The organism is Rathayibacter sp. VKM Ac-2754, from assembly GCF_009807095.1.
Lineage (GTDB): Bacteria > Actinomycetota > Actinomycetes > Actinomycetales > Microbacteriaceae > Rathayibacter.
The window spans coordinates 62,083-81,539 of record NZ_WUCC01000006.1; the positions used below are offsets into that span (position 1 = coordinate 62,083).

The following is a 19,457-nucleotide window of genomic DNA, read 5'->3' on the forward strand; positions in this document are numbered from 1 at the left end:
CTGCCGCGAGCGCGGAGGCGGTTCGGCGCGATCGGCGGCTGTTCACCTCCGCGACACCGGGCCGCTCTACGGTGACGCCCCGGTCGCCGCGTCGGATCGCGGGTCCGGAACGGAGACGACACGTGGGTGGAACGAGCACCGGCAATCCTCAGGACCTCCTCGACGCCGGAGCGCTCGCGACGCCTCCGCGGACGCTGGTGGACGTCCTCCGCGACACCGCGGAGAGGCACCCCGACGCCTCCGCCCTCGAGGACCCGGCCGGTGCGCTGAGCTACCGGGAGCTCCTGGCCCGCGTCGTCGGCACGGCCGGCGAGCTCACCGCCGCCGGAGTCCGCCGCGGTGATCGGGTCGGCGTCCGGATGGCGAGCGGCTCCCGCGAGCTGTACCTCGCGATCCTCTCGATCCTCGCCGCCGGCGCCGCCTACGTGCCCGTCGACGCCGACGACCCGGAGGAGCGGGCGCAGCTCGTCTTCGGCGAGGCCGCCGTCGTCGGCGTCATCACCGGCTCGGGGCGCTTCGAACGGAGCGAGGGCGAGCCCACCCGCCTCTTCGCCGGCTCGGCGCCGCACCCCAGCACGGCCTCGATCCCGCTGCTGCAGCCGCCCACCCTCGACGACGACGCCTGGATCATCTTCACGTCGGGCTCGACCGGCACCCCGAAGGGCGTCGCCGTCACCCACCGGTCGGCCGCCGCCTTCGTCGACGCCGAGGCGCGGCTCTTCCTGCAGCAGGAGCCGCTCGGCCCGGGCGACCGCGTGCTGGCGGGTCTCTCGGTCGCCTTCGACGCCTCCTGCGAGGAGATGTGGCTCGCCTGGCGCCACGGCGCCTGCCTGGTGCCCGCCCCGCGCTCGCTGGTGCGGAGCGGCATGGACCTCGGCCCGTGGCTGACCACCCACGGCATCACGGTCGTCTCGACCGTCCCGACCCTCGCCGCCCTCTGGCCCGCGGAGTCGCTCGAGAACGTGCGTCTGCTGATCTTCGGCGGCGAAGCCTGCCCGCCCGAGCTCGGCGAGCGCCTCGCGGTCGACGGCCGCGAGGTCTGGAACACCTACGGTCCGACCGAGGCCACCGTCGTCGCCTGCGCCGCCCCGCTCGGCGGCGAGGGTCCGGTGCGCATCGGCCTCCCCCTCGACGGCTGGCGCCTCGCCGTCGTCGACGCCGAGGGCGCGCGCGTCGGCGAGGGGGAGGTCGGCGAGCTGGTGATCGGCGGAGTCGGGCTCGCCCGCTACCTCGACGCCGCCAAGGACGCCGAGAAGTACGCCCCGGCTCCGACCCTCGGCTGGGACCGTGCCTACCGCTCGGGCGACCTGGTGCGGTTCGAGAGCGCCGGGCTCGTCTTCCAGGGCCGCGCCGACGACCAGGTCAAGCTCGGCGGCCGCCGCATCGAGCTCGGCGAGGTCGAGGCCGCCCTCCAGGCGCTTCCCGGAGTCGCCGGAGCCGCCGCTGCCGTCCGCACGACGAGCGCAGGCAACCAGGTGCTCGTCGGCTACCTCGCCCTGCCCGACGGGCGCGCACTCGACCGGGATGCGGCGCTCGCGCGGCTCCGAGAGGAGCTGCCGGCCGCTCTCGTACCCCTCCTGGCGGTCGTCGCCGAACTGCCGACGCGCGTGTCGGGCAAGGTCGACCGCGCCGCGCTGCCGTGGCCGCTCGAGGGCGGTACCGAGGACGACTCCGCCCTCGACCCCGAGACCGCCTGGCTGGCCGCGCGCTGGCGCGAGGTGCTCGGTGTCCCCGTGGACGAGAAGGCCAACTTCTTCGATCTCGGCGGCGGCTCCCTCGCGGCGGCGCAGCTGGTCGCGCGGATCCGCGAGCGCGATCCCGAATTCACCGTCGCCGACGTCTACGCCCACCCGCGGCTCGCAGCGATGGCGTCCGAGATCACCGGCCGCGCGACCGGACTCTCCGAGGTCTCCGACCACCGCATCGCCCCGGTCCCCCGCCGCATGCGCGTGCTGCAGACCCTCCTCGGCGCCCCGCTGCTCGTCCTCGGCAGCGCCCGCTGGCTGACCGCGATCCTCACGGTGACCGCGATCCTCGACCTGCTGCCCGGCTTCGACTGGCTGCCCACCGTCTGGCTCGCCGTGCTGATCCCCGCCTTCGCGCTGTTCTGCACTCCGTTCGGGCGGATGGGCCTCACCGTCGTCGCGGCCCGGCTGCTGCTGCGCGGCGTGCGCGCCGGCGATCATCCGCGCGGCGGCGGGGTGCACCTCCGGCTCTGGCTGGCGGAGCAGATCGCGCACCAGCTCGGCGCGGTGAGCCTCGCCGGAGCGCCCTGGGTCGCCTACTACGCCCGCGCGCTCGGGGCCCGCATCGCCGACGACGTCGACCTGCACTCGCTCCCGCCGCTGACCGGCATGCTCACACTCGGTCGCGGGGCCGCGATCGAGCCCGAGGTCGACCTCTCGGGCTACTGGATCGACGGCGACGTCGTCCGCGTCGGCGCCGTGCGCGTCGGCGCCGGCAGCACCGTCGGCGCTCGGAGCACGCTGCTCCCCGGCGCCCGGATCGGCAAGAACGCGCAGATCGAAGCCGGCTCGGCCGTCTTCGGCCGCGTGCCCGCCGGTCAGCGCTGGGGCGGCTCCCCCGCCCAGCGCCTCGGCAAGGCCAATGCCGGCTTCCCCGCCGAGCGGCCGCCGAAGCGCACTGCCTGGGTGTGGGCGTACGGCGTCTCAGCCGTCGGTCTCGCCGCCGTCCCAGTCCTCGCCTTCGGCGCGGGCACCGGAGTCGTCGCGATCGTCACGCAGGGATCGAGCGGTCTCGCGGAGGCGGTGCCGCGCGCCCTCGCCGCACTCGTCCCCGCCGTCTTCGTCACCGGCCTCGTGCTCGCCGCGCTCGTCGTTGCCTTCGTCCGCCTCCTCGGGCTCGGCGTCGACCGCGGCACCTACCCCGTGCGCGGGCGGATCGGCTGGCAGGTCTGGTCGACCGAGCGCCTGCTCGATCAGGCGCGCACGCTCCTCTTCCCCCTCTACTCCGGCCTGTTCACCCCGGTCTGGCTGCGCCTGCTCGGAGCGAAGGTCGGCCGCGACGTCGAGGCCTCGACCGTGCTTCTGCTGCCCGCGATGACGACGATCCGCGACGGCGCGTTCCTGGCCGACGACACCCTGGTCGCCTCCTACGCCCTCGGCGGCGGCTGGATGCGGCTGGCCCGCGCCGAGATCGGCGAGCGCGCGTTCCTCGGCAACTCGGGGATGGCGGCCCCCGGGCACACCGTCCCCGCGGGCGGCCTCGTCGCCGTGCTCTCGTCGGCACCGCGCAAGTCGAAGGCCGGCTCGTCGTGGCTGGGCTCGCCTCCGGTGCGCCTGCGACGGACCGTGGTCGAGGCGGAGTCGGCGCGCACGTTCCGCCCCGCCACGCGGCTCCGCATCGCCCGCATCGTCTGGGAGCTGCTGCGCTTCGTGCCGGTCGTCGTCTCGGTGGCGATCGGCTTCGGAGTCGTCGTGAGCCTGCTCGCGCTGGTGCAGACGGTCGGTGCGATCGTGACGACCCTGCTCGGCGGCCTGGTCCTGCTGGTCGCGGGCGCGGTGGCCGCGGCGGTCTCGACGGCGGCGAAGTGGCTGCTGATCCAGCGCGTGCGGCCGAGCGAGCATCCGCTCTGGTCGTCCTTCGTCTGGCGCAGCGAGCTAGCAGACACCTTCACCGAGATGGTCGCCGCTCCCTGGTTCGCCCACGCGGCGGCCGGCACTCCCGCGCTCGTCTGGTGGCTGCGCAGCCTGGGCGCGCGCATCGGGCGCGGCGTCTGGTGCGAGAGCTACTGGCTCCCGGAGGCGGATCTCGTCGAACTCGGCGACGGAGCGGCCGTGAACCGGGGCTGCGTCGTGCAGACGCACCTGTTCCATGATCGAATCATGAGCATGGATCTCGTGAGTCTCGACCCCGGTGCGACCCTCGGCCCGCACAGCGTGATCCTGCCCGCGGCGCGCATCGCCGCGCACGGCACGGTCGGGCCCGCCTCCCTGGTCATGCGCGGCGAGCTCGTGCCCGCCGGCAGCCGCTGGAGCGGCAACCCCATCGGACCGTGGCGCGACGTGCGCGTCGGCGACTACCACGCGCCCGTCGCGTGAGCCCCGCGCAGACAGGACTCGAGACCGCCGGCGACCCGTACCTCCCCGGTATCGGCAACACCGGCTACCGCGTCGAGTCGTACGACCTCGACCTCGACTACCGGGTCGCGACGAACCGGCTCGCCGCTCGGGCGACCCTGCAGATCGTCGCACTGCAGCCGCTGCGCCGCTTCTCACTCGATCTGAGCCGCCTGCGGGTGACCCGCGCTCGCGTCGCCGGGCGCAAGGCGCGCACCGAGCAGACGGCGCACAAGCTGAGGATCACGCCCGCCGAGCCGCTCGAGGCGGGCGAGTCGTTCGTGCTCGAGATCGAGTACGGCGGCCACCCCGGGCCACGCGTCAGCCACTGGGGCGAGCTGGGCTGGGAGGAGCTCGCCGACGGCGTGCTCGTCGCCTCGCAGCCCTCCGGCGCGTCAACCTGGTTCCCCTGCAACGACGACGTCGCCGAGAAGGCGCCGTACCGGATCCGCATCACCGCCGAGGAGGGCTACTCGGCCCTCGCGAACGGCGTGCTCCTCGAGACCAGCGGGCGCTCGGGCCGGCGGACGTGGCTCTACGAGCAGCGCGAGCCGACCGCGACCTATCTGGCCTCGGTGCAGATCGGCCGCTACGTCATCGAGGACCGCATCCTGGCGGGAGTCGCGGTGAGCATCGCCCGCCCGGCCGCGCTGGCCCTCCGGGTGGCCCGCGACTTCGCTCCGCTCAGCGACATGATCGCCTTCTTCGAGCGCGTCTTCGGCCCCTACCCGTTCGCCCGCTACACGGTGGTCGTCACGGCGGACGTGCTCGAGATCCCGCTCGAGGCGCAGGGCATGGCGATCTTCGGCGCGAACCACGCCGACGGCCGCGGGGGCTCGGAGCGGCTGATCGCGCACGAGCTCGCCCACCAGTGGTTCGGCAACAGTGTCGGCATCGCGAGCTGGCGGCACATCTGGCTCAACGAGGGCTTCGCCTGCTACGCCGAGTGGCTGTGGTCGGAGGAGTCGGGCGGCCCGTCCGCCGACACGCTGGCCCGGCGCCACCACGCGCTCCTGCGCTCCCAGCCGCAGGACCTCGTGCTCGGCGATCCCGGCCCGGTCGCGCTCTTCGACGACCGCGTCTACAAGCGCGGTGCGCTGACGCTGCACGCGGTGCGCCTCCGGGTGGGCGACGCCGTCTTCTTCGCGCTGCTGCGCGCGTGGGCGTCACGGCACGCCTCCGCGACCGTCACCGACGAGGACTTCCGCGAGCTCTGCGCCGAGCTGACCGACGGCGTCGACGACCTGCTCGACGCGTGGCTGCTCGACGAGGCGCTGCCCGCGCTGCCGACCGCTCGCTGACGCCTGCTAACGGCCGCCCGCCGGCACCAGCGACTCCGCCAGCGCATCGGCGTCCTCGCGGCGCCAGCCGATGATCGGCCCGACGCTCCGCCCCTCGATCGGCCCGAGCGCGACGCTCACGCGGAACGCCGGGTCGAGCTGCGGCTCGGCCAGCCGGTAGCGCGCCTGGTCGATCCGCGCCTCCGCGGACAGACGCGACTCGTGGATCCGGACCCGGCGCGGGTCGACCTCGAGCCCGCGGCCGTCGGCCTTCAGCGCCGCCTCGACCCGCGTCCAGTGCAGGATCGGGTCGGCCGGCCGCATCGCTCCCATCGAGAACGGCGCCCCGGCGACCTGCGTGATGCGGGCGCCCCGATCGGCCGGCCCCTCGACCGGCTCGATGTCGACGCCGACGGTCCCCGCGCTGCTCGCCGCGACCACGACGGCACCGGCGCAGTGCGCGATGCTCACCGACAGCCGTGCGAGCGCCGCATCGGGCCCCTCGAGTGCCGGGCGGCCGTGCGGCCCTCCGCAGCTCGCGCAGCGCGCCACCACGCTGATCGCGGTCGGATCCCCGGCCGTCAGCTCGGCCGCCAGCAGCCGCAGCAGCACCCGCCCGAAGACGAAGCGCTCCGCGATCGCGGCCGACACCGTGCTCCGGTAGCGCTCGCACTCGAGCGCCGTCAGGAGAGGCAGCAGCGACTCGGCGTCGAGACTCTGCTCCTCCAGTGCCAGCCAGCGCAGATGCACGCCGGGCAGGTCGAGGCCGTGCTCCCTGTCCTCCACTCCGCGCTCCCCCCTGTCGTACCGCCGCCCCCCGGCCGGCACTACCGTGCCGTCGCGACGTGCTCGCCGCGCTCGTAGACCTCGGACGCGGAGCCGACGATCAGCGGGTCCGGTCCCTGCGGCGAGACGACCTCGTCGTCACGGCCGTCGTACTCGTAGAGGCTCAGCACGTAGCGCATCGCCTCGAGTCTCGCGCGCTTCTTGTCGTTGCTCTTGACGATCGTCCACGGCGCGTCGGAGGTGTCGGTCGCGGCCATCATCGCCTCCTTCGCCGCCGTGTAGTCGCCCCACTTGTCGAGCGAGGCGAGGTCCATCGGCGAGAGCTTCCACTGCCGCACCGGGTCGATCATGCGGATCGTGAAGCGCGTGCGCTGCTCCTCCGCCGAGACCGAGAACCACAGCTTGACCAGGTCGATCCCGTCGCCCGTGAGCATGCTCTCGAACAGCGGGGTCTGGCGGATGAACTCGTCGTACTGCTCCGGCGTGCAGAACCCCATCACGCGCTCGACGCCGGCGCGGTTGTACCAGGAGCGGTCGAACAGCACGATCTCTCCCGCGGCGGGGAGGTGCGAGACGTAGCGCTGGAAGTACCACTGGGTGCCCTCGCGCTCGGTCGGCTTCTCGAGCGCGACCACGCGGGCTCCGCGCGGGTTGAGGTGCTCGGTGAAGCGCTTGATCGTGCCGCCCTTGCCCGCGGCGTCGCGCCCCTCGAAGACGACCACGAGCCGGCGGCCGTTCTTCTTGATCCAGTTCTGCAGCTTCAGCAGCTCGATCTGCAGGAGGCGCTTGCCCGCCTCGTACTCCTCGCGCGACATCCGCTCGTCGTAGGGGTAGCCCTCGCGCCAGGTGTCGATCTGCGTGCCGTCGCGGCGGAGCAGGACGGGATCGTCGTCGTCCTCGTCGAGCACGACGAGATCCCGGGCGTCCTCGGGAGTCAGCGTGCGCAGGAGCTCGGGTGTGGGGATCAGCTCGGTCTCGGGGTGAAGCGCGGAGAGGGGCTGCGGAGAGGAGTCGGAGAAGGCAGGCACGCAGAGACGCTAGAGCCGGCGGGCGACGCGCCGGTGAACGGCGGGTGTCCCTCGCGGATGTGGGCGGCCGGACGTACCCTCGTCGCATGTGCCGGAACATCCACACTCTTCACAACTTCGAGCCCTCCGCGAGCGACGAGGAGGTGCAGGCCGCCGCACTCCAGTACGTGCGCAAGATCAGCGGCACGACCAAGCCGTCGAAGGCGAATCAGGAGGCGTTCGACCGCGCCGTCGCCGAGATCGCGCACGTCACGGGTCACCTCCTCGAGGACCTCGTGGCGACGGTGCCGCCGAAGGACCGCGAGGTCGAGGCGGCGAAGGCGCGCGAGCGCTCGGCGAAGCGGTTCGCCACGGCCTGAGCGTCGCTAGCCGATGTAGTAGACGAGTCCGCGCTTCGACCGAGCCACCTCGGTCGTGAATCTCACTGCTCTGTCGAGGAAGCGGGAGATGTACTCCGCGTCGTCCTTCGTCGGATCTCCGGCGTCGAACACCTGTTGCAGCTCGACGAGGTCGTCCGCGATCTCCGCGATCTCCTCGGGCACGAGAGCCCGCATCCACGGAATCCAGCCGTACCCGTTCGGCGTCACCCGGCCCTCGAACATCCGGTGGGCCGGGCGCGGAGTCCCGCCCGGCGCTCGAGCAGCGGTCAGCGCCTGCAACGGCGACCAGGCCTTGTCCAGGTGGACCATGTCCCGCTCCGGCAAGGACTGCTCGAAGTTCGTGACCGCCATCGCAGCACCGTGGGGCATGCCCCAGGCATCCGCCAGCGGATCGTCGCCGATCACGCTCCGTGGATCGGCCAGTGCCGCCTCGGTCCGATCGGCGTCGAAAGCGTATGCGTAGTATCTGATTCCCATCCGCCGATCCTGCCGAGCAGAGCGCGGCCGCATCGGCGAATCCGCCCCGCGTGGGGACGGCTCCCGTTCATCGCCCGCTGTGGAGGAGCGCCGCTCGTCACCTCCACACCTCTGGTCGCCGGCGTCAGAACGCGGCGGGCGGCAGGTCCGTCTCGCCGGCCTCGATCGCGTCCACGATGCGGCCGGCGACCGACGCCGGCGAGTGCCCAGCGCCGAACCTCGGGGCCGAGCCGGCGAGCGGATGCGTCGACAGCTCCGTCTCGGTGTGGCCGGGCCGAGCGTCGAGCAGCAGGACGCCCGCCCGCTTGTACTCACGCGCCGACGCCCTGACGAACGAGTACAGGGCGGCCTTCGACGCGGAGTACGCGGCGAGACCGGCGGTGGGAGCCTCGGCGACCACTCCGCTGATCGTGACCGCGAACGGCTCGCGCCCGGCCGTCGCCGACTGCGACAGCGCCTCGAAGGCGGCCGTCAGCAGCCGGATCGGTGCGAGTGCGTTCACCTCGACGAGCTCCTCGAGCACCGCGGGATCGAGCTCGGTCGACGGGCCGAAGGCGACGACACCGGAGGCGACCACTACGCCGTCGAGACGACCGTGCCGCGCCAGCACCTCGCTGATCAGCCGCCGCGGAGCCTCCTCGCCGCGCAGATCGGCGACCAGCGGTTCGGAACCCAGCGCGTCCGCGTCTCGTCCGGAGCGGACGGCTCGGGCGCCGCGCGCCTCCAGCTCGTCGGCGATGAGCCGGCCGAGCCCACCGGAGGCTCCGAGGACGAGGACGACGGCGCTATCGAGTCGGGTCATGCCCCCGAGCCTAGGCGGGGGGGTCTGGCGCGGATCGCCTCTACCGTCCCCGCTCGGGGGGCCCTAGCCTGAACGCCATGTCGAGCCTCGCGACCCGTGCCTCGCTCCGCCGACTCTCCGAGGTCCTCGAGGATCCGGACCCGATCAACCGGGGCCACGCGCACTACGTCCGCGGTCTCATCGACGCGACCTCGGTCGCGGAGCAGTCGACGAGGCCCTGCGCGGGCGCCGTCGAGCAGCGCGCGGCGATCGCGCCGGACGACGCGGCCGAGGACGACCCGGCGCTCTGAGCCCTCGACTCCTCAGAAGTTGCGGTAGTCGCACGCGACTACCGCAACTTCCTCAGAAGTTGCGGTAGTCGCACGCGACTACCGCAACTTTCGCTGAATCGGATGTGCCCTCAAGCGCCTCGTAGACTCGATCGGCCGAGAGAACGGGGAGCCGGTGGACGAGGATCGACGCGCTCCGGCGGGCTGGTATCCGGAGGGCGCGGCGATGCGCTGGTGGGACGGCACCCGGTGGACCGAGGACCGCATGCCCGCCGCCGATCGCCCGCCGTCGCGCGCCGAGTCGCGTCCCGTCCTCCGCCTCCCGAACGCCGACGGCACCCCGACCGTCGACGCGATCGACGAGGCCGAGCGGATCGAGGAGATCGCCGACGTCCTCGGTAGGCCCCTGCGCGCCGCCGAGGTGGTCGAGGAGTCGCTCGAGGTCGAGCTGGTCCCCGAGCCCGACCATCCCACTGGAGCCCCCGCGATCTCGATCCGCACGCGGGGCCGCGTGATCGGCTACCTCCCCGACGCGACCGCCTACCGGCCCGCTATCGACCGGATCGTCGCGAGCGGAGTCGTCCCCGTGACGGGCGCGCGCCTCCGGGTCGAGCGCGGCGAGCAGGGGCTGCGGGCGTCCCTCCGACTCGCTCTGCCGGTGCCCGACCTCGTGGTGCCGGTCAACGAGCCCCCGACGTCGCGCTACTCCGTGCTGCCCTGGGGCCGCGGGCTGCAGGTGCAGCGCGAGGACGAGCACTTCGCTCAGCTGACCGCGATCGTCGAGGGCCGCGCCCTGGTCCTGGTGACGTTGCACCTGCTCCCGAGCGACCTGATAGAGGTGCGACTGCACGGCGCCCGTGTCGGCGAGCTCTCGCCCGGCACCTCGCCGCACTTCGCGCCCACCGTCCGCCATCTGGAGGGGCTCGGGCTGACGGCGACGGCCTACGCCGCACTGCGCAGCTCGCCCCTGAAGGCCGAGCTGACGCTCCAGGCAGCGCGCGCCTCGGAGCTGCCCGCGCACTGGGTCGACGGGCCCGCGGTGACGCTGCCGGCGCTGGTGCCCGCCGCAGAGCGCTACGAGGTGCCCGCCGCGTACGTCCGCCCGCTGCGCCGCTCCTCGCGCACCTCGGAGGCGATCAGCCGCTCGACCCGCCGCGTCATCGCCTGGGTCGTGGTCGCCATCGCGACTCTCGTCGGCCTCTCGAGCTGGATCATCGGAGACCTGCTCGACTGACGCTCGCATCCCGGTCTTTCGGAGGCCCGGCACTCCGAGGGGAGGCGCTACTGCCCGAGACGGTCGAGGAGAGCTGCACACCGTGCCCGCTTGTGCTCGGACAGGGCCGCATCGCCGTCGATCCGGACGCCGGCTCCTCCCGCCTCCGACGAAGCACGCGGTGCGGGATCCGGGCCCCCCGACGCTCTGCCGTACCCCGGACTCGGTCGACGAGCGCGTCTCTCCAGCGTGGACGCCTGTCACGTCCCGACAGCCGTGCCGTGCACCATCGTCTGGTGGAGGTCCTGGAGGACCCCGCCCCGATGGACCGAGGTCATGCCCGCCACGTGCGCCGGTCGATCACGGGGGCGATCGCCTCCGAGTCGTCGCCGGCGCGGGGCGGGATCGCCCGCCGTGGTGCCGCTGTCGAGCGGATCGGGAGCGATGGAGGACCTCGTCGCGATCGCTCCGGAGGACCCGGCGCTCCGACAGCAGTGGTCAGCCCAGCTCCCCGTCGAGGGGCTCCTCGTTCCCCGGTTCGCCGTCACTCGGCTCCTCCTCTTGCGGTGCACCGTCTCCGTCCGACCCCCAGACGAAGATCCCGGGCGGAGACGTGATCTCGACAAGAGCGTCCGACTCCGTCGTGATCGTCGCCCCCACCTCCGTCTCGATGTACTGCCCGCTGGTGTCGACCGCGACGCCGGCGCTCTCACCGGTCAGCGTCGCCGTGATCGTCTCGTCGACAGCGATCGTCCCGCTCCACGTCACGACCAGGTCGGGCCACTGGGTCTCCCAGGTCCAACCCTCCCGGTCGAAGTCTCCGTAAGCGCTGAACGCGGCGCGGCCGGCCTCGGGACCGACCGCCGCGGAGAGGGACGCTGTGAACGACCCCGTGAACTCGGTGTTCTCGGCGACCGAGAACGTCACATCCAGGCTGGTCGTCCCGTCGACGGGGAGGACGGAGTCGTAGAGGCCCCAGCTGACCGAGAGGGTCGGAGCGGTCGACGGGTCGCCGCCGTCGTCCGGCGCTCCTTCTCCGTCCGTTCCCCAGTACGCCTGCTCCGGCTCCGAGACGACGACCTCGACCCCCTCGGGACTCGTGACGAGGACCGTCCTGGTGAAGGTGTCGACGTACCTGCCATCGGTGTCGATGTCGACCCGGCTCCCGGTGCCGGAGTCGCCGAGGTACCCGGTGGTCGCGGCGCTCGCGTCGAAGGAGCCCGTGAAGGAGAGGAGGAGGTCCGGCCCGACCTGGGTGTAGCTCCAGCCGGGGTCGCCGCCGATGTCGCCGACCCCCGTCATCGTCGCGAGGACCTCGTCCGGGTCGGTGTAGGCGGAGGCGAGGAACGAGAAGGAGCCGGTGAACACCTCCCCCTCGGTGAGCACAGCACCGAACTGGATGGCGGTCGACTCTCCGACCTTCAACTCGGCCTCGACGAACGTCCAGTAGACCAGGAGGCTGGGCGCAGGGGTCGACGCGGCGGCAGCCGGCGCCGACACCGCGGCGACCACGATCGGCGCCGTCCACCCCGCGGCCTGCACAAGGGAACGGCGGGTCGGCATCGACGGCGATGCGGAGGAGATGTCGCGGTTCACAGGTGCTCCGGTCGTCGGGAAGCTGCGGAGGCGTGGCCCCGCGGCAAGGCGGAACGACGCGATCGGCTGCGGGTCGCGTCGTGAAGGGGGGGTGCTCGCTCATCCTGTCAGCGGGCGGTCGCCCCCGACGGCGGATCCGCGCGCCCACGTACCCCCAGAACAGCACCGCCGCTCGCTTCTGGAGTGTCGAGGGCCGCGGCCCCGCGCACGACGCCTCTGCGGCCCCTCGTGGACTCGACGCGCCGAGAGGACGGGGCCCGGTGGACGACGAACGAGCCGCACCGGCCGGCTGATACAGCGACGACGCCGACCGGGAGTCGATCGCGCTGGTGGGACGGCTCCTGCGCGTGGGTGGTCGTCGGGATCTCGGTCCTCGTGGGCCTCTCGAGCTGGATCATCGGCGATCTGCTGAACCGACCCGTGCACCTCCACCCCCGCTGATCCTGCGAGCCGGATCGGGTCAGTCTGCGGGAGGGCCCCACTGCACGTTGCGCGGACCCAGCACGACTGCCGTCGCCTCACCGGACTCCACCATCGGCTCGTAGCGCATCCGGGTGTCGACACCGGAGTCGTCGTCACGCAGTCTCAATCCCGCCCCGTCGTCGTTCGTCAGGAATCCTTCGGCTCGGTCGTATCCCGAGACCGTGCCCTCCCACGTCAGGAGCACTCGGCCCGACAGGTTCTGATAGCCCCAGCCCTCGCCGTAGATGACGCCGAACCCGTCGAGATCGGCGCGGTCCTCCCCGACGAGAGCCGACATCAGGACGACGACGCGACCGGTGAAGGGCTCCGAGAAGGGCTCTCCGTCGAGTCGGCCGATCGCGGCGTACAGGTTGCGGGAGCCGTCGATCGGGTCCTCGGGCACTTCGATCGACAGGTCGACCAGGAGTTCCAGGGCGGCGTCGGAGGCCGCTGCCGAGGGGGCGGCGACGGCCGCTACTGCGATCGGCGTCGTCCACGCGGCTGCGCGAACGATGCTCCGTCGGGAGAGGGGAGCCGGATCCATGGTGTCCATTCCGCCCGTCGAGACGGACTGGGGGTGATGCAGGCGCGGTCCTGCCGTGCGCACGTCGGCTGCCCTCCGACTCGCGCAGCTGCCGCATCACGCGCCCGCTGCTCCGATCCGGGGCATTGACGGAGGTGACATCCGTCATCCTGTCAGTGCGACGGAGGAACGCGGGCCGGGCCGAGCCGGGTGCGCACCCCCCGAACAGCACCTAGTCCGCGGTCGGCGTCGGTCCGGGACCGCTACACGTTGAAGCGGAACTCCACGACGTCGCCGTCCTGCATCACGTAGTCCTTGCCCTCGATGCGGGCCTTGCCCTTCGCGCGCGCCTCCGCGATCGAGCCCGTCTCGACCAGGTCGTCGAACGAGATGATCTCGGCCTTGATGAAGCCCTTCTGGAAGTCGGTGTGGATCACGCCGGCCGCCTGCGGAGCCGTCCAGCCCTTGCCGATCGTCCAGGCGCGCGTCTCCTTCGGGCCGGCCGTCAGGTAGGTCTGCAGCCCGAGGGTGTCGAAGCCGATGGTCGCGAGCTGGTTCAGGCCCGACTCGGTCTGGCCGGTCGACTCGAGCATCTCGGCGGCGTCGGCGGCGTCGAGGTCGATGAGCTCCGACTCCAGCTTCGCGTCGAGGAAGATCGCCTGCGCGGGCGCCACGAGCGCGGCCAGCTCGCCCTTGCGCGCGTCGTCGGTCAGCACGGCCTCGTCGACGTTGAACACGTAGATGAAGGGCTTCGCGGTCAGCAGGCCCAGCTCGCGGATCGGCTCGAGGTCGATCGAGGACGCCGACAGCGGCTTGCCCTGATCGAGGAACTCGCGCGCCTTCTTGGCGGTCTCGACCACGATCGGCTCGATCTTGCGGCCCTTCAGCTCCTTCTCGTACCGCGCCTCGGCCTTCTCGAGGGTCTGCAGATCGGCCAGCACCAGCTCGGTGTTGATCGTCTCCATGTCGCTCGCCGCGTCGACCTTGCCGTCGACGTGCACGACGTCCGAGTCCTCGAAGCCGCGGATGACCTGGGCGATCGCGTCGGCCTCGCGGATGTTGGCGAGGAACTTGTTGCCGAGCCCCTCCCCCTCGGAGGCGCCGCGCACGATGCCGGCGATGTCGACGAACGAGACGGGCGCCGGCAGGATGCGCTCGGAGCCGAAGATGCCGGCGAGCACCTCGAGACGGGAGTCGGGCAGGTTCACGACCCCCACGTTGGGCTCGATGGTCGCGAACGGGTAGTTCGCGGCGAGCACCGTGTTCTTGGTCAGCGCGTTGAAGAGCGTCGACTTGCCGACGTTGGGGAGTCCGACGATTGCGATAGTGAGAGCCACGGGCGACCATCCTACGCGGGGCCGCGTGCCGCGGACGGCGGCGTCGGAGGTGCGTGAGAGGGTGAGGCGTGCCCATCGACTTCACCGCCATCGACTTCGAGACCGCCAACTCCCACGGGGCCTCCGCCTGCTCGGTGGGGCTCGTGAAGGTCCGGAACGGCCACATCGTCGACCGCGCGGGCTGGCTGATCCGCCCGCCCTACGGCTTCGACGACTTCCTCGAGTGGAACACGCGGATCCACGGCATCCGCAAGCACGACGTGCACGCCGCCGCCACCTGGAGCGAGCAGTTCGCCGATCTCGTCGCCTTCGCGGGAGACGACGTCTTCGTCGCCCACAACGCCGGCTTCGACATGGGAGTCATCCGCGCCGCCTGCGCCGCGACCGCCCTCGAGCACCCCGAGTACGACTACCTCTGCTCGCTCCAGCTCGCCCGCAAGACCTACGAGCTCGACTCCTACCGCCTGCCCGTCGTCGCCATGGCCGCGGGCTTCGAGGACTTCCGCCACCACGACGCCTCGGCCGACGCGGAGGCGTGCGCCGCGATCGTCGTGCACGCCGCCCGGCGCCACGGTGCGGCGAGCATGGCCGAGCTCGGCGAGCTCGCCGGCGTCTCGGTCAAGCGGCTGCGGCCGAAGGCGCCCGTCGCCGCCTGATCACTCCCCCGCGCGCGGGTCGCCGAACCAGTTGCTGAAGATGCGCCAGAAGTTGCGGTTGCCGTAGGCGGAGCAGGCGTCGCCCTCTCCGTAGAGGTTCTCGAGCGCCGCCGCGTTCGGCTGGTACGGCGTGTAGTAGTAGAGACCCGCGGTCGCCGCGTTCTCGATCAGCACCGGAGCCGTCCCGCAGGTCGCGTCGGGCGAGTACTGGATCTCGCTCGTCTCGCCCACCGGGTACCAGTCGAAGCTGCTGTCCGGGTTGCGATAGCGCTGGAACTGCCAGGCGGCTCCATAGACCTGGCCGAAGAACCCGAAGTAGTCGCTGTCGCAGTCGGCCGTGTCGGGGCAGCCGTAGCCGGTCGCGCTGCGGAACTGGCGCTCGCTCGGCGACGCGTCGGTCACGAGCGACTGCTCCTTCTGCAGCAGGACGAGGAGCACCGCGGGGCTCACGCCGCAGGCGACGGCCACCGATCCGATGATCTCGGCGGCGGAGCGGTTCGGCCCGCCCCGGTACGCGGCGCACTGCTCGTCCGCGGCCACGTCGCCGGTGTCCTCCGCGTAGTCGCGCAGGCACGGCACGTCGGTGCCCTCGCACTCCGGGACCCGCGCGTCGAGGAACGCCTGGACGGTCAGCGGTCCGAGGGCCTGACCGTCGAAGAACACCTCGTCCGACACGATGTCCCCGGCGTCGAAGCCCGAGCCGTCCACTCCGCCGGCGAGGTCCGTCCACATCCGGATGCTCGTGGGCTCGGGCTCGGGAGCCGCCGTCGCCGTCAGATCGGTCGCTCCCGTGAGCAGGAGGGCGGCGAGGAGCGCGGCGAGAACGGAAGCGCCTCCCCGCCGACGCCGGGCGTCGGTCGAGGAGGCGCTCATGCCTCCACGCTAGCGGCAGGGGCGGAGGCGATCAGCCGCAGGACTCGAGTCGCGCGACCGAGTCGGACAGCGTCCCGGTACCGCCGAGCAGCACAACCTTCTTGGCTCCGAGCGTGCGGATGTCGTCGAGCACGGCCTGCGGGACGCAGGTCGGCTGCACGGCGAAGAGCGGGCTCCTCGTGAACCCGGCCGCGGTCGCCCCCGCGAGAGCATCCGGGAACTTCTCGCCCGTCGCGAGGTAGACGGTGCTCGCCGACGTGAACGCCGCGCGGTTGAGCTTCTCGGAGGTGTCGTAGCGGTTGACGCCGCCGATGCGCGTCGAGGTCACCGGCAGGGAGTTCTTGATCCCCTCGCTGACCGAGAGCGCGCTGCCCGCGATGGTGAGGGTCTTGACGCCCAGCTGACTGACGAGGCTCTTCGTCGTGGCGTCGGCCGTCGGGAGACCGCCGTTCACGAGCACGACCGGCGCCCTGACCGATCCCGCGGCCGCGCTCGCACTGAGAGCGTCCGGGAACTTCTCGCCCGTCGCGAGCCAGGCCTTCGTGGAGCCCTGCGGGAACGCGTACTGGATGATCTGCTTCGAGGTGTCGTAGCGGTCGACTCCGCCGATGCGCTGGATCGACTTCGTGTACTCGGCGAGGTCGTTCTTGAGCGCGTCGCTCACGCTGAGCGCCGATCCGACGACGACGATCTTGGCCGGCTTCAGCCGGGTCAGCTCGTCGCGCACGGCCTGGGTCATCGAGTCGCGGTCGACCAGGAGGAGCGGGCCGCCCTGCTTCGCGGCCGCCGGCCCTGCGCTGAGCGCGTCGGGGAAGTTGCCGCCGGTCGCGACGTAGACGACCGGCACGTTCGCACCGAAGGTCGCCTTCGAGATCTCGACGGCCGTGCCCTGGCGGTCGCTGCCGGCGAGACGGCTGACGGCCACGGAGCCCTGGTTGCTGGCAGTCGTGCAGCCGAGGTCCTTCGATCCGGGGGCCTTCGAGTCGCCGGAGCCGGTCCAGAGGTTCCAGGCGACGGAGGCGGCGCTCACGCAGACGGTATAGGTGCCCTGCGCCGACGCCGGCACCGTGGCGGTGAAGCCGTGCCGGCGACCCGCAGCCGGGTACTCGCCGGGGATGTCGCCGCGGTCGCCGCCTGCGCTCTGCGTGCGGACGGTCTTGGAGCCGTCGGGAGCGGTGACGGTCACCGTGGTCGAGAGGGCCGTCTGCTGGGTGGTCGGGTCGACGGCCCAGCCGGAGGCGGTGAGGGTGCCACCGGAGATGCGCGGCGCGTCCTGACGGCCGACCGGCGCGATCCCCGCGTTGGCGAGCGTTCCGTTCCAGTCGCTGAAGATGTACCAGAAGTTGATGTTGCCGTAGGTCGCGCAGGCCTGGTTGCCGCTGTTGGTGAGCGCGTAGTCGTTCGGCTGGTAGGGCGTGTAGTAGTAGAGGTTCGCCGTGGCCTGGTTGCGGATCGTCACGGGCGACGAACCGCACGAGGTGTCGGGGTTGTAGAGGATGCTCGGCGTCGTGTCCTTCGCGTACGCGGTGAAGGTGGAACCCGATCCGGGCGGGTTCGCGTACTTCTTGAACTGACGCGCGGCCCCGTAGACCTGGGTGAAGAAGCCGGCCGAACCGTTGTCGCAGCCGGTCAAATCGGGGCAGTTGAAGCCGGTCGCACGGTTGTAGAGGCGCTCGGTGGGGCTGGTCGTCGTGACCAGGCTGGTCTCCTTCTGCACCAGCACGGCGAGCACGAGCGGGTTGATGCCGCAGGCCTCACCGACCCGGGTGAAGATCGACGCCGCCGACTCCCGCGAGCTGCCGGTGTACGCCTTGCACATCGCGTCGGCCGCCTTGCTCGGCGTCTGCTGACTGAACGCCTTGAGGCACGGGACGCCGTTGGGGGTGCCGGAGCAGTTCTGGCCCTTGTCGTCGAGGATCGCCTGCATCTGCGAAGCGGTGCGCGAATCGCTGTCGAAGAAGTTCGCGTCGCTGAAGATGTACCCGGCGCGGAAGCTCTTGGTGCTGCTCGCCTCGTACTGCACCGCCTGGTCGGGCAGCCCGGTGCCGTCGTCGACCGCGACGAGCGAATCGGTCGTACCCGGGTCGACGAGGACGGACGCCGGCGGGGCGACGTCCTCGGCAGCGGAGGCGGACGAGATCGGGACGATAGCGGTTCCGAGCCCGACGGCGACGGCGAGCGCGGCGGTGAGCAGGCGCGATGAGCGGCGGTGATTCCCCATGATTGCGAAGCCTACGGGCAAGCACCGACGCCACCGCTCCCCGGCCACTACACCCTTCCGAGGGGCAGGAGCACGGATGTCGGAGGTCCGTGGTGTCATCACCGGCATGGACTACTCCTTCGTCATCGGCCTCGCGATCGGCGCCCTGCTCGCCTCGATCGCGGCGCTCCTCCTCATCCGCTCCCGTACTCCCGATGCCGCCCTCTCGCTCGAGCTCGCCACCGCGCGCGCTCGCGCCGAGGGTCTGGAGGAGCGGCACGAGGCCGTCGTCGAGCAGCACCGCGAGCACCTCGGCTCGGCCCGCGAGCAGATCCGCGAGCTGCAGGAGCAGCTCCGGGTCGTCGCCGAGCGCGAGCGGCACGACGCGCGGATCCTGCAGACCCTCTCCCCCGTCGCCGAGAGCCTGCGCGGCATGCAGGAGTCGGTGCGGCGGCTCGAGAGCGAGCGCGCCGCCCAGTTCGGCGCGATCACCGAGCAGCTCGAGGTGCAGCGCGTCGCGGGCGAGCGGCTGCGCTCGACCACCGAGACCCTCGCCTCGGCGCTGCGATCCAGCACCAGCCGGGGCGCCTGGGGCGAGACGCAGCTGCGCAACGTCGTCGAGGCGGCCGGGCTCACCCAGCGGGTCGACTTCGACGTGCAGTTCGGGCTCGAGGGCGAGGCCGGTCGCGGGCGCGCCGACATGGTCGTCCGCCTCCCCGGCGGCAAGGCGATCGCGGTCGACGCCAAGGTCCCGTTCGACTCCTACCTCGAGGCGAGCGCCATCCCCGTCGGGGCGGGCACCGACGAGGAGGCGCGCCGCACGGCGCTCCTGCGGGCCCACGTCCGCGCGCTCCGCGGCCACATCGACGCGCTCGCCGCCCGCGAGTACTGGAGCGGGCTCCCCGCGAGCCCGGAGTTCGTGATCGCCTTCATCCCCAGCGAGCCGCTGCTCGCCAGCGCGCTCGACGCCGACCCGAGCCTGCTCGAGTACGCCTTCCGCAAGCGCGTCGCGCTCGCCTCCCCGGTCACCCTCTGGTCGGTCCTCAAGACCGTGGCGTACACCTGGCAGCAGGACGTCCTGACCGACGACGCGAAGCGCCTCCTCGATCTCGGCAAGACGCTCTACGCGCGGCTCGGCACGCTCGCCGACCACGCCGAGGGGCTGCGCCGCTCCCTCGAGAAGACGGTCGACTCCTACAACGCCTTCGCCGGCTCGCTCGAGAGCCGCGTGCTCGTCACCGCGCGCCAGTTCGACACCCTCGACGAGTCGCGGGTCATCGCCCCGCTCGGAGGCGTCACCGCCTCACCCCGTCGCCTCACCGCTGTCGAGCTCCTGACTCCCGACACCCTCGACGACGAGCGGAGCGCCTGACGGGCAGGATCGCGCCCGTTCGCGCGTCATCGAGAGGAGCGCCCGTAGGGAGGTGGGTCTCGATACGCCGCCTTCGGCGGCTACTCGACCGGCGGGCCGGCGGGGCGTCCTCCCGAGAGACGGT

General features: G+C 72.2%; 16 protein-coding genes. 7 read left to right on the forward strand and 9 right to left on the reverse strand.

Features of this window, described 5'->3' with window-relative positions; translation table 11 throughout:
- The first annotated feature begins 122 nt into the window (after positions 1 to 122).
- Positions 123 to 4,061 carry a Pls/PosA family non-ribosomal peptide synthetase gene (locus GRS92_RS11585; protein WP_235021974.1) on the forward strand — a complete coding sequence of 1,313 codons (3,939 nt, stop codon included), beginning with the start codon at positions 123 to 125 and terminating at the stop codon, positions 4,059 to 4,061.
- The gene (locus tag GRS92_RS11590; protein ID WP_204162092.1) at positions 4,058 to 5,380 is read left to right on the forward strand and encodes a M1 family metallopeptidase; all 1,323 of its coding nucleotides are present in this window, start codon (positions 4,058 to 4,060) and stop codon (positions 5,378 to 5,380) included. The genes GRS92_RS11585 and GRS92_RS11590 overlap by 4 nt, the downstream gene beginning before the upstream one ends.
- Before the next feature lie 6 nt (positions 5,381 to 5,386).
- On the opposite strand, the gene GRS92_RS11595 is transcribed toward GRS92_RS11590, so the two are convergent.
- Both GRS92_RS11595 and ppk2 read right to left on the reverse strand, forming a co-directional pair.
- Positions 5,387 to 6,145, reverse strand: a complete 759-nt coding sequence (locus GRS92_RS11595) for a 4'-phosphopantetheinyl transferase family protein (protein ID WP_204162389.1) — start codon at positions 6,143 to 6,145, stop codon at positions 5,387 to 5,389.
- Positions 6,146 to 6,186: 41 nt separating this feature from the next.
- A complete protein-coding gene (ppk2, locus tag GRS92_RS11600) occupies positions 6,187 to 7,113 on the reverse strand; it encodes a polyphosphate kinase 2 (protein WP_159856940.1) in 927 nt (308 codons plus the stop codon).
- Between the two features lie 146 nt (positions 7,114 to 7,259).
- Here ppk2 and GRS92_RS11605 point away from each other — a divergent pair, with 146 nt between their 5' ends.
- Positions 7,260 to 7,532 (forward strand): DUF2277 domain-containing protein, encoded by a 273-nt coding sequence (locus tag GRS92_RS11605; RefSeq protein ID WP_159856459.1) that lies wholly within the window; start codon positions 7,260 to 7,262, stop codon positions 7,530 to 7,532.
- A gap of 6 nt (positions 7,533 to 7,538) precedes the next feature.
- Here GRS92_RS11605 and GRS92_RS11610 read toward each other — a convergent pair whose 3' ends face one another.
- Positions 7,539 to 8,063, reverse strand: coding sequence for a hypothetical protein (locus GRS92_RS11610; RefSeq protein ID WP_235021975.1), 525 nt, complete (start codon positions 8,061 to 8,063; stop codon positions 7,539 to 7,541).
- Between the two features lie 91 nt (positions 8,064 to 8,154).
- On the reverse strand, positions 8,155 to 8,832 hold the full coding sequence (locus tag GRS92_RS11615; protein ID WP_159856463.1) for an SDR family NAD(P)-dependent oxidoreductase: 678 nt from the start codon (positions 8,830 to 8,832) through the stop codon (positions 8,155 to 8,157).
- Positions 8,833 to 8,909: 77 nt separating this feature from the next.
- Here GRS92_RS11615 and GRS92_RS11620 point away from each other — a divergent pair, with 77 nt between their 5' ends.
- Entirely contained in the window at positions 8,910 to 9,122 is a 213-nt protein-coding gene (locus GRS92_RS11620; protein ID WP_159856465.1) for a hypothetical protein, read from the forward strand.
- Between the two features lie 154 nt (positions 9,123 to 9,276).
- The gene (locus GRS92_RS11625; protein WP_159856467.1) at positions 9,277 to 10,335 is read left to right on the forward strand and encodes a DUF2510 domain-containing protein; all 1,059 of its coding nucleotides are present in this window, start codon (positions 9,277 to 9,279) and stop codon (positions 10,333 to 10,335) included.
- A gap of 477 nt (positions 10,336 to 10,812) precedes the next feature.
- Here the strand turns inward: GRS92_RS11625 and GRS92_RS11630 are convergent, their stop codons facing one another.
- The 3 genes from GRS92_RS11630 to ychF all read right to left on the reverse strand — a co-directional run bounded on the left by GRS92_RS11630 (position 10,813) and on the right by ychF (position 14,232).
- The gene (locus GRS92_RS11630; RefSeq protein ID WP_159856469.1) at positions 10,813 to 11,910 is read right to left on the reverse strand and encodes a hypothetical protein; all 1,098 of its coding nucleotides are present in this window, start codon (positions 11,908 to 11,910) and stop codon (positions 10,813 to 10,815) included.
- Between the two features lie 460 nt (positions 11,911 to 12,370).
- Complete coding sequence (locus tag GRS92_RS11635; RefSeq protein ID WP_159856471.1) at positions 12,371 to 12,916, reverse strand: hypothetical protein; 546 nt, start codon at positions 12,914 to 12,916, stop codon at positions 12,371 to 12,373.
- A gap of 242 nt (positions 12,917 to 13,158) precedes the next feature.
- Positions 13,159 to 14,232, reverse strand: a complete 1,074-nt coding sequence (gene ychF / locus GRS92_RS11640) for a redox-regulated ATPase YchF (RefSeq protein ID WP_159856473.1) — start codon at positions 14,230 to 14,232, stop codon at positions 13,159 to 13,161.
- A gap of 68 nt (positions 14,233 to 14,300) precedes the next feature.
- On the opposite strand from ychF, the gene GRS92_RS11645 reads away from it, so the two are divergent.
- The gene (locus tag GRS92_RS11645; protein ID WP_159856475.1) at positions 14,301 to 14,888 is read left to right on the forward strand and encodes an exonuclease domain-containing protein; all 588 of its coding nucleotides are present in this window, start codon (positions 14,301 to 14,303) and stop codon (positions 14,886 to 14,888) included.
- Here the strand turns inward: GRS92_RS11645 and GRS92_RS11650 are convergent, their stop codons facing one another.
- Entirely contained in the window at positions 14,889 to 15,761 is an 873-nt protein-coding gene (locus GRS92_RS11650; protein WP_159856477.1) for a hemagglutinin, read from the reverse strand. It lies immediately after the preceding gene.
- Between the two features lie 31 nt (positions 15,762 to 15,792).
- Entirely contained in the window at positions 15,793 to 17,982 is a 2,190-nt protein-coding gene (locus tag GRS92_RS11655) for a cell wall-binding repeat-containing protein (protein ID WP_159856479.1), read from the reverse strand.
- Between the two features lie 76 nt (positions 17,983 to 18,058).
- Between GRS92_RS11655 and GRS92_RS11660 the strand changes: the two genes are divergently transcribed.
- Complete coding sequence (locus GRS92_RS11660) at positions 18,059 to 19,333, forward strand: DNA recombination protein RmuC (protein WP_159856481.1); 1,275 nt, start codon at positions 18,059 to 18,061, stop codon at positions 19,331 to 19,333.
- Positions 19,334 to 19,457: the final 124 nt, after the last annotated feature.